This window comes from Mesorhizobium sp. WSM2240 (genome assembly GCF_040438645.1).
Lineage (GTDB): Bacteria > Pseudomonadota > Alphaproteobacteria > Rhizobiales > Rhizobiaceae > Allomesorhizobium.
The window spans coordinates 1,200,179-1,216,330 of record NZ_CP159253.1; the positions used below are offsets into that span (position 1 = coordinate 1,200,179).

The following is a 16,152-nucleotide window of genomic DNA, read 5'->3' on the forward strand; positions in this document are numbered from 1 at the left end:
GGCAAATCTCCCTCAAATAGTCACCGACACGGAGTCTTCCGCATGAGGCGGCGGATCAATGCGCCACCGATGTTTCAGGACGATTTCAGCGAAAAAGCCTTTTGGTTTCAAAGCTGAAACATTTGCATGCGAACGAGATGCGGTCGCGCCGATCCAGGATACGCTGGGCGCTCAGCGTAGCGACTGCCAGTATGCCGACTGGAAACGCGCTCCGCTTCGCGAGCTTTGAGCCGCAGGCCAGCGGATTTTACCCGAAATCCTTATACGATCGCGTGGCGAAGGCGACAACCTTTATCAAATATCGGCGGTAGGGCCGTAGATAGCTAGCGACCGCTGACCACCACCGATCTGAGCCGTCCAGGTCTTCTTTCGGCCGACCATTGGCGACGTTCATCGCGCGGCGCGCAATGACCGCTTTGCGCCCCCAAAGTCGGCCGTAGAGATCAGCTTTGCCGCTTCCTGAAAGAAGACATGCCAGAGATCACCCTGCGGCACCTTCGGACAGCGGCGCGGCTTCAGCGCACAGGCGTCGCAATCATGCTTGCTCGCCCGATAGCGTAGCATATTGTCTTTTTCTATCCGGTCCGTGGTGCCGAGAATCGTCGACGGTAGTGCCGGAGACGCTTGCCACCCGGGCAGCGGTAGGTATCGCCCGCATGATCAGGCTCACTCTTGCGATGGTCCCTTCAGTGCGCGCTGCGAGCGGTAACCGTCGATTAATGCAGAGAGCGCCTCGCGCCACATCCGCTCCTCGTGACCCGGCGGAAGCAATCCGCGCATTTCGAGAGCGGCCAGCCCCTCGCATAATGCGTGGAATTGGCAAGCCTCTTCGTCAATGGATCCTCTGCCCAGAGCGTCATGCTCGTGGAGGCGCTCGAACCGTAAATGGAGCCTGCGCAAGGCGCTCCGGGCGGCACTTCGGAACTGCCCCATGAGATGAACGGGTACATCGCGGTGCTGGACGCCAATCTTGAACAGAGCCGGGTGGTCGACGGTCAACCTCCGGAACACAAGAACGCCGGCTTCCACCAGATCCCTGGCCGGATCGTTGCTGGCTGGAAGTTCATCCATTGCCCGACCCAGCAAGTCGAATGCCCGCTTGCCCAGAGCAACAATAAGCCCCTCTTTCGATCCAAAGACTGCGTATACGGCACGGGTAGTCGTGCCCGTCTGGTCGGCGACGCGCCGGACCGACAGCCCGGCCATGCCGTCCGCCTGTATGATCTTCTCGCAGGTGTCGAGAAGCGCCTCGCCGGTTTCGGTATCGTGTTCTTTTGGACGTCCCATATTGACCGGATAACGCAACAATCGTGACGTAACAACTGTTTCGTATTCCGAAATGGGAGGAAATGATGCAGGCACCGAGCCTGGACTGGAGTATTGGGGGTTACGAGACGATCGCCGCCCTGTTGTTGCCCGCGGCAGAGACTGTCGTTGCTGCCGCCGGACTGAAGCGTGGCGACCGGGTTGTGGACATTGGCTGCGGGACCGGCAATGCAGCCCTTTTGGCGGCAAGGCAGGGGGCCGAGGTGATCGGGGTCGATCCGGCATTGCGGCTCATCGAGGTCGCAGCCGAGCGGGCCGCTCGTGAGGGGGTGCAGGCGAGCTTCCGCCAGGGCGAAGCCGCTTCCCTTCCCATACCCGATGCAAGCATGGATGTTGCGATATCCGTCTTCGGCATCATCTTTGCAGGCGATGCCGCGGCCGCTATAGCCGAAATCGATCGCGTGCTGACGGCGCCTGCCCGGATCGTGTTAAGCGCCTGGCTGCCCAGGGGAGCCGTGTTCGAGATGAACGCGGCGGCCGCGGCCGCCGTCAGAGCGGCGGTCGGAGCTCCCCGCCCCCGGCATTCAATTGGAACGACCGCGACGAGCTGACCCGGTTGCTGCAGCCCTACGGGTTCACGCTCTCGACCGAAGAACATGAACTTGCCTTCACGGCCACCTCGGCGCGAGATTTCCTTGAGGAGCAATCCAGGGACCATCCGCTCGCGGTTGCCGGCCTGGGGCTGCTCGCAAAATTTGGAAGGGCCGAGCGGGTCCGCAGTGACCTTCTCGATATCCTCGAGAAGGGAAACGAAGATGCTACTGCGTTCCGCGCGACCAGCCGCTACATCGTGGCCGTGGCACACCGCTGATCCGCTGAATTGCAGTGTCGTCAACACCCGTGATGTCGGCATTGATGGACTAATGGCGCCAGCGAAATCCGATGCTTGAGGGGCGCGTTGCCCGGACGCCATTGGGGCAGACAGCGGAATGGCGGCTTCTGGCGTCCAAGGGATGATCAGTGCACGCCGCGACGACCTCGGCCTGGCGGATCGCACGCCTAGCCTAGACGTCTACGATGACGGCATGGTCCATGTCGATCAAATATAATTGACCCCGAAGCGAAGGCGATTAAACCGAAACGCCTTGAACGGCCGCTCTTCTACTTCCGCGCCTTTAAGCGGACCGCCTGCTCCCGGCCCCCAACCTGCCTGAATGAGTCCTTCCCGACCCGGAGCATCAGGGGCGGACGGGTAGGACTTGATTGGGGTGGGAAACAGACTGGCAGGTTTCGGGCGGCTACGTATAAAAAGCTGCCTTCATCTAGTCGACGAGCTTCGGCGGCAACGCGCCGCCATCCCAGTCATCCCGCCGACCCTATGCTGCCGTTCGCGGAAACCAAGCACCGACTGGTTGAAGGACCGGGTGTGGGAACATTGCTGCCGGGCAGCTTTTGGATCGCAGCGAGCGAAAGCTGCTCGATGGCGCCTAAAACGTCGGCGCAATTGGCGAAGATGTAGAAGACGCCGTCAGGGGTCTTGGCCGAAGGCTCCGGCGCCTAGTTGATCAGCTCGACGGCGGCCGGCTGATCGCCAGCATGCTCCGTGCGATGATCGATCGACTTTGAAGAGTGCGATGCGCCGTTCAATCGCGGACTCCGAGGCGCTGCATATGAATATGTGCCAGAGACCTTATTCCGCACCGCCTCCGTAAAATCGCCATAGCGGCGCAGGTTCATCTGGACCTTTGAGCCGTTATTCCTTTCGGGAGACGAGTGAGCTAAACGGGAAATCTATTTGGGCTTTTGGGGGAGAGCGATTTGCTTGGGGGCGAACTGTCCAGGATCGCGCTTGCGCTGTGGCCGCATCAGCATGCGGCGCTCGACACGGTCGACGCTTATTTCGCGTCGGCGAGCGCCCGCGCGTGCCTCGTCAATATGCCGACAGGCACCGGCAAAACCGGGGTGATGGCGACGATCGCGCGCCAACGCGCCCAGGTCCGGCCGGTGCTAGTCGTCTGCCCTTCGGCGGCTTTGGTCGAGCAGCTCATCGCCCAGTTCGAGGACCGCTTCTGGGATAAGATCGGCGCCAACCCGGCCTGGAAGCCCGACAGGGTCTGGAATGTTCTGCCGAGTGATATCGAGAGCCTCGCGCAGCGCCTCGACGGTCATGGTGGCGAGCGGATCATCGTGGTCGGTACCGTGCAGGCCATCCAGCAGATCGACGCTGACGGCAAGATCGATCAGCTCCATGGCCGCATCGGCACGATACTGTTCGACGAGGGTCATCGCGAGCCTGCACCTAGCTGGGCGCGCGTCGTCCGCGGTTTTGCTGTACCTACCGTCCTGTTCAGTGCCACGCCGTTTCGGGGCGATCTCAAGATCTTCGACGTCGATGACGATCATATCCATTTTCTCGGCTTTGCCGACGCGGTCGATCAGGGCCTCATCCGTGGGGTTGAAATCGACGAACAGCCATTGCCCCTGTCGCCGGACGACTATGCCTTGGCGCTGATCGCCAGAGTCGACGCGCTCATGGCCGAGGGGCGTTTCACGGCTGCCAACAAGGTGATTGTGCGCTGCGACAGCGAGGAGTCGGTCACCGAAATGCACCAGGCGCTGACCGCGGGGCTTGCCAGTCGGGCCGACGGGGTCCTCGCGATCCATCATAATTTCCCCGAGCGGCCCGATGACGGCATTTTCGACGCGGTGCCGCGGGACCTGGCGGCGCGGGCCGAACGCTTTCTCGTCCACCAGTTCATGCTGATTGAAGGGATCGACGATCCTCGTTGCACGATGCTCGCGCTCTACGAACCGTTCACGAATACGCGCATGCTGGTCCAGCAGATTGGCAGGCTGATCCGCCATCCGGGGCCGATCGGCGACGCCGCGCCGGCCGCCTATGTCCTCGCGCCTAAGGGTCGTGACATCGCCAACGAATGGAACAGCTTCCTCGCCTTTGACGCAGCCTCGAAGGCGAATGGCAACAAACCGTTCGTCCGCAACGACGCGACGATCCTGGAAAACCTGATCGCGGCCCTGCCGACCCTCGACTATGTTATGGGGCGCTTCCGCGAACGACCTGATCTCGACGATCCCGGTCTCCATGACGACCTGCGCTTCCCGAGCGCGGCGGTCGCCTTCACGATCGAGCCAGATCTCGATCTGGACGAGCTCCAAAAGGCGATCAAGGCCGAACTCATTCGCGAGGATCGCCACGAAGCGCTCACCGGTCGAACCGCCGACGGCCATTGCCGCTATCATATCACGCTTCGGCTGACTCCATCACCGTTCCTGTCGGGCAGCCTTTTTCAGGCGCCGAGCCTCGAGGCGACGATCTATGCGAAGAAGAACAAGCGTCTCTTCTTCTTCGACAGTGCGGGGCTCTGGATCAACGAACTCGATGGCATCGGTCCGCGCGTCAACGCCAAGACCTTGCGCGCCCTTCTACCCGATGGACACGACAACAGCATTTCTTTCATGAGCGTCAAAAATACCGATCTTGGGCCGCTGGCGCTGCGATCGCGCAGTCTGTCGGCACGCTCGCTCGATCGGTCGGGCGTGTTCATGGGCGAGCATCTCAACGTCGTGACCCGCGCGACCGGCTATATTCACCCCAAGGCGGCCGAGGATGGGATCCGCCGGGCGGTTGGTTTCTCGCGATCGCGCGTGCGCGACGGCAAGGGCAATGATCTGACCGCGCAGCAATATGCCGATTGGTGCGGCACGGTCGATGCGCAGCTCGACGCCGCCGCCCGGACAGCATCGATCTTCACCCGCTTCGCCGTTCCCGACACGGTGCCTGCGGACACGACGCCGCTCAATATTCTCGTCGACATGGTCGAGATGGGCGATCAGTTCGTCGCCAAGGGGCAGACCGCGGCGGTCAGGATCGAGGATCTGTGTGTCGCGGTCGAGGAGGACACCGACCTCAAGGCGCCGGCGCGGTTCCGCTTCCTCCTGCATGTCGATGGAGAGGAGCATCCGGTCTGGATCGACTGGAACGCCAAGAAGGCAAAATATTGGCTGGTGTCGCCTGGCCTTAGCCGGATCAAGACCAAGGACAATCCGAAGATCTCGCTAACTCGTCGCTTGAACCAGCTGCAGCCTTTCCGGATCATCACCCGCGATCTCGCCCACACCTATGTCGGCGGGGATTTTTACCGGCTCGACCTGGATCTCACCGACCCAAAGGGTGCCGCGAGTTTGGTTCTCGATCTGATTACCGCGATCCCCGGTCTCGGCGCGGTGACGTCGGAAAAGGGTGTGCTGGTCGACGGCCATGTCGATTATTGGGCCGACGGCTCGCTGTTTGAGTTTCTCGATAAGGCGCTCAGGCCCGACCGTGGCCCGGCGCTGTTCGGGCGGAGTTTTCCTGATCTGGTGTGCGACGATCTTCAGGACGAGGTCGGCGACTTCCTCGGCTTAGATGAGACATCGGCCAGTCCGGCGGCGGTGGCCGTCGCAGGCAAATGGAAAAGCGGCAATCCCGGCGTGTCGGCGTCAGCCTTCTACGACGTCTGCGCGCAGGGCCTCAAAAATCTCGCATATATGAAAAGCGACGGGGTCGTTCTGCCGGGCAGCCAAACTCGGTTCGATGGCCGTTGGCGACTGTCAAAGCGCAATTCGCCCATTCCCCAGACGGTCGATCGCAAACGGCATGGCCGCGGATCGAAGGCCTTCGGCGGCGCCTTCCAGCGTCTGCGCGCCGCCCCGACGACCGACCGGACGATCTGGCTGGTCTGTTCGGGCGGGATGCTCTCGCTCGCCAAGCTCAAGGCCGAGTTCGCTAAACTCCAGCCCGAGCCGCACGTTCTCCAATTCTATCACCTGGTACTCTCGACATATTCGGCGTGCCAGTCGGTCGGGGTTCAACTCCGGATCTTCTGCGCTGAATAGCGCCCGACCACCCGGCCACTTCGACAGCCCTTGTTGTCAGCGCGTAAGTGCGCGATTGCCATCGATGGATGTCGGCTTTAGGCAACCGCGCCGGCAGCCGGGAATGGCTGATGTTGGTCGGCACCCGTCACCGCGGGCCCGCCGAGGAAAGGGCAGCCATTCGACTTTTGCCGTCCAAAACCTGCTAGGCCGAAGTCGGCCCCGGCTCTGCCGTTTGGCGGAACAGAACGAATGGCAAGTTTCGGGCGGCGACGGCAGCATTCCGAGCGACGACAATGGGGGTCGGAAGCCGTCCTAGAGATCAGCCCTCGTTGACGGCAGCTATTCGACCCCTCGACGCCCCAAGCGGACGATCTGAAAACGGGCCCCAAACGCGACGTCCGAGAAATGGTTTGGCCATGACCAACTGGGTGGGGGTCTAGATCAACACATCGCCTGCTAATATGCCCAGGGTGCTCGGGACTTCGGCCTCAAATCAGTCCTTGTCTTGATCAAGAGGTTCGCCAGACCATACGAGATTATACGAGGGAAACGGGTCGGCGAACCAACTGCTAACGTATTGATTTTTTCGTGTAGAACCCTGGCCCTCTGGGCCCACCAAGTGCTGCGGCGAATTTCGCCTATCGAAGTCGAACTACTGCTCGGTCGTTGCGCAGCTTGTCTAGGTAATCTGCCCACCATTGCATCATCTTGACACGCTCGTCCCAATGCTCAGCGCGGACATAGGCGCGCCGAACGCTGTTGTTTTCAATGTGGGCCAGCTGTCGCTCTATGGCGTCCGGATGCCACTTGCCGCATTCGTTCAGCAGAGTTGATGCCGTTGCTCGAAAACCGTGCGCCGTTGCTTCTTCCTTGCTGTAACCCATGCGACGCAACGCGGCATTGAGCGTGTTGTCAGAAATCGGACGGGAACCCGATCGCACACTTGGAAACAGCAGCGTCCCGGCGCCGGAAATTGCTCTAAGCTCAGTCAGGACGCTGATAGCCTGTCTTGAGAGGGGAATACGGTGCGGCCGCCTCATCTTCATGCGTGCTTCTGGAATGGTCCACACCGAATTCTCAAAGTCGAACTCGTCCCATGCGGCGGCGCGTAGTTCGCCGGGCCGCGGAAATAAGAGCGCCATCAAGTTCAGGGCTGCTCGGGTTTCAGGTTGCCCGTCAAATGCATCGATGGCGCGGAGCAAGCCGCCCAAGGCCTTTGGATCAGTGATCGCGGCACGCGGAGTGACCGTTGGCCTGATGAGCGCGTTCCTCAGCGCGGACGTTGGGTCTGTGTCGGCGCGCGCGGTCGCGATCGCGTATCGAAAGACGCTGCCAATCGTGGAGCGCAGCCGCCTGGCTGATTCGTATCGACCGCGCACCTCCACGCTACGAAGGGCGGCAAGGATAGTGGCCGCATCGATCTCCCGAATGCATTTGTCGCCAAACTTGGGATGGGCAAAGTCGAGCAGCCATTTGACCTTGGTGATCGTCCGGTCAGCACGTCCCTCCTTCCGCAATTTGTCAACATATTCCTTTGCAATTGAGCGAAAGGTGTCCTTCGCCGAACTCTTGCGCAACTTCCGATCCTGTCCGGGGTCGAGGCCGCCAGCGAGCAGGTGTTTGGCGTCATCTCGCGCCTGGCGGGCCTCAGCGAGGGAAGTGAGGGGATAGCTGCCCAACGCCAAAACCTTCTGCTTGCCGTCAAAGCGATAGGCGAGGCGCCATAGCCGCGCTCCCGAGGGCTGCACCCAGAGCTGAAGCCCACCGCCATCGGACAGCTTCTGGAGCTTGGTTGTGGGACGAGCGTTCCGGCATTTCACGTCGGAGAGAGCCATTTTCGGAACCTCCCATTGGCTGCTTCGATACCAACAGGTTGTCAGATACCACCAAAAATACCAACACTTCACCTCGTTGGACCAAATACACCCAAGTGCCCTGAAACACGCTTATCCACGCGATGCGTGTCGAAAATACCAGCAAATTCAGGCAATTATCGAAGCTGCAGCGTAGCGGCTTCGGTGAAGGGGAATGTCGGGAGAAAAGGGAGTGGTGCCCAGAGGCGGATTCGAACCACCGACACGCGGATTTTCAGTCCGCTGCTCTACCAACTGAGCTATCTGGGCCTGTTTCGATGGCCGGCTGCGCAGGCGTCCGAAACTCGCGAGGCTTGAGTGAAACCTGCGAAAGCGCGTGGGTTATAGCACGGGATTTTGCGCTGTCCAGCGCCGGCGAAGCGTTTTGAGGAAGAAACCGAACTTCGTTCGTTTCCGGGTTCGCGACGCTATTTCGGCTCGCTCTCGTCGCCGTCTTCCTCGTCCTCCCGGACCGGAATCGTATAGCTGCCGGACAGCCAGCGGTTGAGGTCGACCTGCTTACAGCGCATCGAGCAGAATGGATAGGCTTCACGCGATGAGGGCTTGCCGCATTCGGGGCAAGGGCGCTTGGGTCGCAGCGGGGCGACATTGCCGGTTCCTTCGCCGCTCATGCGCGTGTGCCCGACAGCCAGTTGAAATGCACCTTGAAGCCTTCAGCCGTCAGCAGGCCGACGGTTTCGTAGAGCGGCAGGCCGACGACATTGGTGTAGGACCCGACGAGCTTCACGACGAATGTGCCGGCAAGCCCCTGCACGGCATAGCCGCCGGCCTTGCCGCGCCACTCGCCCGAGGCGAGATAGCTTTCCAGCTCTTCGCGGCTGAGCCGCTTGAAGCGAACGCGGGTTTCCACCAGCCGCTGCCGCAGCTTGCCTTCCGGCGAAATCAGGCAGACGCCCGAATAGACCCGGTGCGAGCGGCCCGAAAGCAGTTGCAGGCAGTTCGAAGCCTCGTCCACCAGTTCGGCCTTAGGCAGGATGCGCCGCCCGACCGCGACGACGGTGTCGGCCGCCAGTATGTAGGCGCCGGCGAAATCCGACTCAATCTGCAGCGATTCGAGCGCCTTCTCCGCCTTTGCCTTGGACAGCCGCTTGGCCAGCGAGCGCGGATGCTCGGCGCGCAGCGGCGTCTCGTCGACTTCGGCCGGGACCGCCCGGTCCGGCTCGATGCCGGCCTGCTGCAGAAGCTCGATCCGGCGCGGCGAACCCGAGGCGAGCACAAGCTTCTGGAAAACGCTCATCGTGTCCGGTCGCGGCCTGCGGCCGTCCTATTTGAAGCGGTAGGTGATGCGGCCCTTGGTCAGGTCGTATGGCGTCATTTCCACCAGGACCTTGTCGCCCGTGAGCACCCGGATGCGGTTCTTGCGCATGCGGCCGGCGGTGTGGGCAATGATCTCGTGCTCGTTTTCAAGTTTTACCCGAAACATCGCGTTCGGGAGCAATTCCGTGACAGTACCCGGAAACTCGAGGACTTCTTCCTTCGGCATTCTCTACCTTTGGTTTGGATGAAATTTCCGACGCCCGGCCGGAATTTGCGCGGAACCTATATGATTATAGGCTCTTTGTGAACACGCTTAATCGCCGGCCCTTTCGGACGCTCCTTCGGTGAAGCGCTGGACGATCCTGGCCTTCAGCCGCTCGCGCACGTCGCGATAGGCCGCCATGATCTGCTCGCGCGTGCCGGCGGCCGTCGTCGGATCAGCCGTCGGCCAATATTCCACCTCGACCGCCATCGAGCGGGTGAGTTCAAGCGCGGTGTGATGGGCTTCCGGCGCAAGCGTCACGATCAGGTCGAAATAGAAGTCCTCCAGATCGTCCAGCGTCCTTGGCAGCCGCTCTTCGAGCGACAGGCCGTCCTCGGCGAGCACGGCGTCGACGAACGGATCACGCTCGCCCACCCGTACGCCGGCCGAAGCGACGAAGATCGTCGGCGGCAGCGCCTTTCGCGCAATCGCCTCGGCCATCGGCGAACGCACGGCGTTCATTCCGCACATGAACAGGATCGAACGGGGATGCTGAAGAGCCGAAGCCAGGGTCAGCCCCGCCAGTGCAGCACGCAGACCAGCGTGAAGACGCGGCGAGCGGTGTCGAAATCGATGTCGATCTTGCCCGCCAGCCGGTCCATCAGCGTCTGCGAGCCCTCATTGTGCAGTCCGCGCCTGCCCATGTCGATCGCCTCGATCTGGCTCGGCGTCGAGATGCGGATGGCCTCATAGTAGCTCTCGCAGACCATGAAATAGTCCTTAACGATGCGGCGGAACGGCGTCAGCGACAGAATATGCGTGACGACCGGCGAGCCGTCCTCGCGCGAAACGGCGAAGACAAGGCGTGCGTCCGCGAGCGACAGTTTCAGCCGGTAGGGGCCGCAGCCGTCATCGTCGACCGGCTGAAAACTGTTCTCCTCGATGAGATCGAAGATCGCCACCGCCCGCTCATGCTCGATGTCGGGCGTCGAGCGGCCGATGGATTCGTCGAGTTCGACGTCGATCAGCCTTGAGCGTTGCCCTTCGTTCCGCGCCATCCCATGCTCTAAATATTCAGCCGGATGGCGACGGAGCGTCCGTGCGCCTCCAGCCCCTCGGCCTTGGCCAGAGCGATAGCGGCTGGCGCCAGCGCGCGCAACTGCTCCGGCCCGAGCTTGAGGATCGAGGTTCGCTTCATGAAGTCCAGCACCGAAAGTCCGGACGAGAACCGCGCCGAGCGCGCGGTCGGCAGGACGTGGTTCGATCCGCCGACATAGTCGCCGATGACCTCCGGCGTGTGGCGTCCGAGGAACACCGCTCCGGCATTGCGGATGTGCGGCAGGAAGGCGTCGGCATCCCTGATCGCAAGTTCGAGATGCTCGGCCGCGATGCGGTTGATGAGCGGAATCGCACGGTCGAGCGTTTCGACAAGGATGATCGCGCCGAAATCGCGCCAGCTTGCGGCGGCGGTCCCGGCCCGCGGCAGCGATTTGAGCTGGCGCGTCACCGCAGCTTCGACCGCGCTTGCGAGGGCAAGATCGTCGGTGATCAGGATTGATTGCGCGGCGGCATCGTGTTCGGCCTGTGCCAGGAGATCGGCGGCGATCCAGTCGGGATCATTGTCGGCATCCGCCACGACAAGCACTTCCGACGGGCCGGCGATCATATCGATGCCGACGGTCCCGAACACCTTGCGCTTGGCCGCGGCGACATAGGCATTGCCCGGCCCGACGATCTTGGCGACCGGCCGTATCGTCCCGGTGCCATAGGCGAGGGCGGCGATGGCCTGCGCACCGCCGACCCGGTAGATCTCGGAAACGCCGGCGATGTCGGCCGCCACCAGCACCAGCGGATTGATCGCGCCGCCCGGCGCCGGCACCACCATGACGATGCGCTCGACGCCGGCGACCACAGCGGGGATCGCATTCATCAGCACCGAACTCGGATAGGATGCGGTGCCGCCCGGCACGTATAGCCCGACCGCCTCAACCGCCGTCCAGATCGAGCCGAGCTCGACGCCGGCCGCGTCCGTGTAGCGGTCGTCGGCCGGGCGCTGGCGCTGGTGGTGCGCCCGGATCCGGTCGCGCGCGAACTTCAGCGCCTCGACGGTCTCGGCGTCGGCTTCGCCATACGCATTGGCGATATCGGCTTTCGAGACCGCGATGCCTAGGCTGCGCAAATCGGCTCCGTCGAATTTCCGCGTATAGTCGGCCAGCGCCTCGTCGCCCCTTGCGCGGACATCGGCGATGATAGCGGCGACGGCGCTGTCGACATCGGGCGAAGCTTCGCGCTTGGTCGTCAGGAAGGCGGCGAAACTCTCCTCGAAGCCGGCGTCGGACTGGTTGAGTGTGATGGCCATAAAGCGCTCAGACTTTGTGATGCGGGCGTGACGACGCCTGCCATGCGCCGCCGAGATCGGCGAGGCGGACCTCCACGCATTCGACGTCGAGCATGATCGCGCCGCCGCCCGAGAAGATGAGTTCTACAATGCCGGCGGGCGCGTCCATCGGCACGAAGCTGATGGCGAGCAGCGACAGTATCTCGGCCGGCTGGTCGCGCTTGATGCCGCTGGTCTTGGCGTTGAGCACACGGTCGAAATGCAGCACGCTATTGCGCCGCTGCGGGCGCGGCCGGAAGAATAGGCGCGGCTTGCCTTCCCACACGAAGCGGTTCATCGGCACGATGAAGCGTTTGAGCGAGGGCAGGAATTCGAGGTCGCCGACCTTCATGACGGCGTCCTGGACATGCGCCGACACGATTCTCAGGTCCTCTTCGTCGAGGGCGACAAGTTTCAACTGGTCCATATCTCAACGCCTGTGGAAGGTGATCGCGCCTGCCGCCTTGTTAGGCGGTCTCGGCGAAGCGCGCAACCGAGGGAGATGCGGACCCTTACGACGAGATGCGCTCGATGGTCGCGCCGCAGCCGGAGAGCTTTTCCTCCAGCCGTTCAAACCCGCGGTCGAGATGATAGACCCGGTTGACCACGGTCTCACCTTCGGCTGCCAGCCCGGCTATCACCAGCGAAACCGAAGCTCGCAGATCGGTCGCCATCACCGGTGCGCCCTTGAGCTTCCGCACGCCGTCGACGATCGCCGTCTGGCCGGCCAGCGTTATATGCGCGCCGAGCCGGGCGAGTTCCTGCACATGCATGAAGCGGTTCTCGAAGATCGTCTCGGTGATCCGCGACTTTCCTTCGGCCATGGTCATCAGCCCCATGAACTGGGCCTGGAGGTCGGTCGGAAAGCCCGGGAATGGCTCGGTCGTCACGTCGACCGGCGCGATGCCCGAGCCGTTGCGCCTGACGCGGATGCCGGAATTGACCGGGATGATTTCGGCGCCTGTCTGGGCGATCACGTCGAGCGCGCCCTGCAGCAGGTCGGCGCGCGCTCCCTCGAGGATGACGTCGCCACCGGCCATGGCCACCGCCATCGCATAGGTGCCGGTCTCGATGCGGTCGGGAATGACATGGTGGCGCGCGCCGGACAACGCCTCGACGCCGTCGATCACGATCGTCGAGGTGCCGGCGCCGGTGATCTTTGCGCCCATGGCGTTGAGGCATTCGGCAAGATTGACGATTTCGGGCTCGCGTGCGGCGTTTTTCAGGACGGTCTCGCCCTTGGCGAGCGACGCCGCCATCAACAGCACATGGGTGGCGCCTACGGAAACTTTGGGGAAGTGATAGCGGTTGCCGGTTAGACGCCCGTTCGTTTTTGCGATGACATAGCCGTTTTCGACGTCGATCCGGGCGCCGAGCGCCTGCAAGCCGTCGAGAAACAGATCGACCGGACGCGTGCCGATGGCGCAGCCGCCGGGCAGCGATACCTTCGCCTCGCCCATCCGGGCAAGCAGCGGTCCGATCACCCAGAAGCTGGCGCGCATCTTCGACACGAGCTCATAGGGGGCGGTGGTGTCGACGATGCTGCGGGCGGTGAAATTGATCGTGCGCGAGTAGCCTTCGTTCTGGCGCTCGCGGCGGCCGTTGACGGAATAGTCGACGCCGTGATTGCCGAGGATGCGGATCAACTGCTCCACATCGGCAAGATGCGGCACGTTCTCAAGCGTCAGCGTGTCATCGGTGAGCAGCGACGCGATCATCAGCGGCAGGGCGGCGTTCTTTGCGCCCGAGATCGGGATGCGGCCATTGATCTGGTTGCCGCCGACGATTCTGATGCGATCCATGGAAATTCATTTCTCCGGCTGTTGGTCGTTGCCGAGCGGCCCGTCTAGACCATCACGTAAATCGGTTCAAGGAATAGGATTTATCCCACGGCGCCTCCTATAAGAAGCGACGTCACCGCTCCGTCTTTGGTTGCGGTGCTGCAATCGCGATGCCTTCCGGCCGATTGTCGGCTTCGCCGGTGCGGCGCGAACGCGCCTGCGCCTTTCGCTTCTGGAGATTGGCGCGGAGTTCTTCCGCGAGCCTTTTCTTGCGCTCGACGCTGCTTCCCGTTTGGCCGCTGGCGGTGTTTTTCGTGTTCATCCGGCTGTTTCGTCGCGAACTGCTTCGACCTTATTGAAATACGTATCATTGTGGCCGCGCAATGTCGAAAAACTTGAGGCTGAAAACTCTGCACCCAACTTGCGCTAGCCCGATTGATATGGCAGAAGTCCGCCGCATTCGGCGGCTGCGGTAGCTCAGTGGTAGAGCACTCCCTTGGTAAGGGAGAGGTCGAGAGTTCAATCCTCTCTCGCAGCACCAGAATGCAGGCCGCGGCCTTTTAGTCCCGCAGGATACGCCTACAGCGGCTTCTTCAGCGCCTTCGACAAAATTCCGATCACGCCTTCGCGGAACAGCATCACGCTGATCACGAAAATTGTCCCCTGGATGACGGTGACCCAGGCGCCGAACGTAGCGAGATAATTCTGCATCGTGACGATGATCGCGGCGCCCACGATCGGGCCGAACACGGTACCCATGCCGCCAAGCAGCGTCATCAGCACCACTTCCCCGGACATGGTCCAGTAAACGTCCGTCAGCGACGCAAGCTGGAACACAATGGCTTTCGTTGCGCCGGCCAGTCCGGCAAGCGCCGCCGACAGTACGAACACCAGGAGCTTGTAGCGGTTGACCCGGTACCCGAGCGAGACCGAACGCTGCTCATTATCCCGGATCGCCTTCAGAACCTGTCCGAAAGGCGAATGGATGATCCGGTAGATCGCCAGCAGGCCCGAAAAAACGATCGCCAGCACAAAGAAATAGAGGTTGAGGTCCGGAGCCATGTCGAACAGGCCGAACAGATGCCCGCGCGGTACCGACTGGATGCCGTCCTCGCCACCAGTGAACGGCGCCTGCAGCGAGAAGAAGAACACCATCTGGGCAAAGGCGAGTGTGACCATTGCGAAATAGATGCCCTGGCGGCGGATTGCCAGCGAGCCGATCAACAGCCCGAGCAGCGCCGCGCATCCGGTACCGAACAATATCGCCAACTCCGGAGTGAAGCCCCAGATCTTTGCCGCGTGGGCGCTCGCATAACTTGCCGAGCCGAAGAAAGCGGCATGTCCAAAGGACAGCAGGCCGCCGAAACCGAGCAGCAGGTTGAAGGCGCAGGCAAACAGCACAAAGCAAAGAACCTTCATAAGAAATATGGGATAAAGCAGGAAGGGCGCCGCCAGCCCGAACACCAGCAAGCCGGCAAAGATCGCCACATGATGCCGGGGCGTGCTGGTCGAATGCGACTGCAACAGCGGACCCACTCCTGCCCCTGTCTCGGTATCGGCCGCCATCATGCCGCCCTTCCGAAAAGGCCGGCCGGCTTCACCAGAAGCACGATCGCCATGACCACGAAAATCACCACGGCTGAGCCTTCCGGATAAAATACCCTGGTCAGGCCTTCGATCAGGCCGAGGCCGAAGCCGGTCACGATCGAGCCGAGAATCGACCCCATGCCGCCGATAACGACAACCGCGAAGACGATGATGATCAGGTCCGCACCCATATTGGGATTGACCGCATAGATCGGGGCGGCGAGCACACCCGCGAAAGCAGCGAGCGCGACCCCGAACCCGTAGGTCAACGTAACCATGCGAGGCACATTGATGCCGAATGCACCGACCAGGGTCGGGTTCTCGGTCGCGGCGCGCAAATAGGCGCCCAGCCTTGTCTTCTCTATAATGAACCAGGTGGCGAGACATACGATCAGGGACGCCACAATGACCCAGCCGCGATAATTGGGCAGGAACATGAAGCCGAGATTCTGGCCGCCCGACAGCACATTTGGGATTTGATAGGGCAGGCCGGATATTCCGTAGTAGTTGCGGAACAGACCTTGGATGATCAGCGCCAGGCCGAATGTGAGGAGCAGGCCGTAGAGATGATCGAGGTGGTAGAGCCTCGAGATGAGCAGGCGTTCGATGATGACGCCGGTGATTCCCACGATCACCGGCGCCACGATCAGCGCCGCCCAATAATTTATGCCGAGGTAGTTGAGCAGCATCCACGCCACGAACGCGCCCATCATGTACTGCGCGCCATGGGTGAAGTTGATGATGTTCAGCAGGCCGAAGATGATCGCGAGCCCGAGGCTTAGAAGCGCGTAGAACGAACCGTTGATCAGTCCGAGCAGCAATTGCCCGAACAGCGCCTGCGGTGGAATTCCCAAGAGCTCGAACATGCGTCCGTCCTGCGACCTCGCCGCCCGTCCAGGGCGGCATTCGGGGAATGGGTGGACATGCCGG

General features: G+C 62.0%; 16 protein-coding genes and 2 tRNA genes. 4 read left to right on the forward strand and 14 right to left on the reverse strand.

The features are described 5' to 3' along the window. Positions 1-666 precede the first annotated feature (666 nt). Positions 667-1,305: a TetR/AcrR family transcriptional regulator gene (locus tag ABVK50_RS05725; RefSeq protein WP_353642476.1), complete on the reverse strand. Its 639-nt coding sequence runs from the start codon at positions 1,303-1,305 to the stop codon at positions 667-669. Positions 1,306-1,352: 47 nt separating this feature from the next. On the opposite strand from ABVK50_RS05725, the gene ABVK50_RS05730 reads away from it, so the two are divergent. The 3 genes from ABVK50_RS05730 to ABVK50_RS05740 all read left to right on the forward strand — a co-directional run bounded on the left by ABVK50_RS05730 (position 1,353) and on the right by ABVK50_RS05740 (position 6,162). Then, positions 1,353-1,877, forward strand: a complete 525-nt coding sequence (locus tag ABVK50_RS05730; protein ID WP_353647016.1) for a class I SAM-dependent methyltransferase — start codon at positions 1,353-1,355, stop codon at positions 1,875-1,877. A gap of 5 nt (positions 1,878-1,882) precedes the next feature. After that, on the forward strand, positions 1,883-2,137 hold the full coding sequence (locus ABVK50_RS05735) for a hypothetical protein (protein WP_353647017.1): 255 nt from the start codon (positions 1,883-1,885) through the stop codon (positions 2,135-2,137). A 947-nt stretch (positions 2,138-3,084) separates the two neighbouring features. Next, a complete protein-coding gene (locus ABVK50_RS05740; protein ID WP_353642474.1) occupies positions 3,085-6,162 on the forward strand; it encodes a DEAD/DEAH box helicase family protein in 3,078 nt (1,025 codons plus the stop codon). A 620-nt stretch (positions 6,163-6,782) separates the two neighbouring features. On the opposite strand, the gene ABVK50_RS05745 is transcribed toward ABVK50_RS05740, so the two are convergent. The 11 genes from ABVK50_RS05745 to ABVK50_RS05795 all read right to left on the reverse strand — a co-directional run bounded on the left by ABVK50_RS05745 (position 6,783) and on the right by ABVK50_RS05795 (position 13,957). Further along, positions 6,783-7,979: an integrase arm-type DNA-binding domain-containing protein gene (locus tag ABVK50_RS05745; RefSeq protein WP_353642473.1), complete on the reverse strand. Its 1,197-nt coding sequence runs from the start codon at positions 7,977-7,979 to the stop codon at positions 6,783-6,785. A gap of 212 nt (positions 7,980-8,191) precedes the next feature. Further along, a tRNA-Phe gene (locus tag ABVK50_RS05750) sits at positions 8,192-8,267 on the reverse strand. A gap of 158 nt (positions 8,268-8,425) precedes the next feature. After that, complete coding sequence (yacG, locus tag ABVK50_RS05755; RefSeq protein WP_353642472.1) at positions 8,426-8,629, reverse strand: DNA gyrase inhibitor YacG; 204 nt, start codon at positions 8,627-8,629, stop codon at positions 8,426-8,428. Next, positions 8,626-9,255 carry a Maf-like protein gene (locus ABVK50_RS05760; protein ID WP_353642471.1) on the reverse strand — a complete coding sequence of 210 codons (630 nt, stop codon included), beginning with the start codon at positions 9,253-9,255 and terminating at the stop codon, positions 8,626-8,628. The genes yacG and ABVK50_RS05760 overlap by 4 nt, the downstream gene beginning before the upstream one ends. Positions 9,256-9,282: 27 nt before the next feature. Further along, the gene (infA, locus tag ABVK50_RS05765) at positions 9,283-9,501 is read right to left on the reverse strand and encodes a translation initiation factor IF-1 (protein WP_019172992.1); all 219 of its coding nucleotides are present in this window, start codon (positions 9,499-9,501) and stop codon (positions 9,283-9,285) included. Positions 9,502-9,588: 87 nt separating this feature from the next. Further along, positions 9,589-9,999: a low molecular weight phosphatase family protein gene (locus ABVK50_RS05770; protein ID WP_353646009.1), complete on the reverse strand. Its 411-nt coding sequence runs from the start codon at positions 9,997-9,999 to the stop codon at positions 9,589-9,591. Between the two features lie 50 nt (positions 10,000-10,049). Next, positions 10,050-10,535 carry a UPF0262 family protein gene (locus ABVK50_RS05775; protein ID WP_353642470.1) on the reverse strand — a complete coding sequence of 162 codons (486 nt, stop codon included), beginning with the start codon at positions 10,533-10,535 and terminating at the stop codon, positions 10,050-10,052. Positions 10,536-10,543: 8 nt separating this feature from the next. Next, the gene (gene hisD / locus ABVK50_RS05780) at positions 10,544-11,836 is read right to left on the reverse strand and encodes a histidinol dehydrogenase (RefSeq protein ID WP_353642469.1); all 1,293 of its coding nucleotides are present in this window, start codon (positions 11,834-11,836) and stop codon (positions 10,544-10,546) included. A 7-nt stretch (positions 11,837-11,843) separates the two neighbouring features. Continuing rightward, positions 11,844-12,281, reverse strand: coding sequence for a DUF2948 family protein (locus tag ABVK50_RS05785; RefSeq protein WP_353642468.1), 438 nt, complete (start codon positions 12,279-12,281; stop codon positions 11,844-11,846). Between the two features lie 85 nt (positions 12,282-12,366). After that, positions 12,367-13,656 carry a UDP-N-acetylglucosamine 1-carboxyvinyltransferase gene (gene murA, locus ABVK50_RS05790; RefSeq protein ID WP_353642467.1) on the reverse strand — a complete coding sequence of 430 codons (1,290 nt, stop codon included), beginning with the start codon at positions 13,654-13,656 and terminating at the stop codon, positions 12,367-12,369. Between the two features lie 112 nt (positions 13,657-13,768). Then, the gene (locus tag ABVK50_RS05795; protein WP_353642466.1) at positions 13,769-13,957 is read right to left on the reverse strand and encodes a hypothetical protein; all 189 of its coding nucleotides are present in this window, start codon (positions 13,955-13,957) and stop codon (positions 13,769-13,771) included. Positions 13,958-14,101: 144 nt separating this feature from the next. Between ABVK50_RS05795 and ABVK50_RS05800 the strand changes: the two genes are divergently transcribed. After that, positions 14,102-14,176 (forward strand) — tRNA-Thr (locus ABVK50_RS05800). A 38-nt stretch (positions 14,177-14,214) separates the two neighbouring features. Here ABVK50_RS05800 and ABVK50_RS05805 read toward each other — a convergent pair. Next, entirely contained in the window at positions 14,215-15,204 is a 990-nt protein-coding gene (locus tag ABVK50_RS05805; RefSeq protein ID WP_353642465.1) for a branched-chain amino acid ABC transporter permease, read from the reverse strand. Next, positions 15,201-16,088: a branched-chain amino acid ABC transporter permease gene (locus ABVK50_RS05810; protein ID WP_353642464.1), complete on the reverse strand. Its 888-nt coding sequence runs from the start codon at positions 16,086-16,088 to the stop codon at positions 15,201-15,203. The genes ABVK50_RS05805 and ABVK50_RS05810 overlap by 4 nt, the downstream gene beginning before the upstream one ends. Positions 16,089-16,152 lie beyond the last annotated feature (64 nt).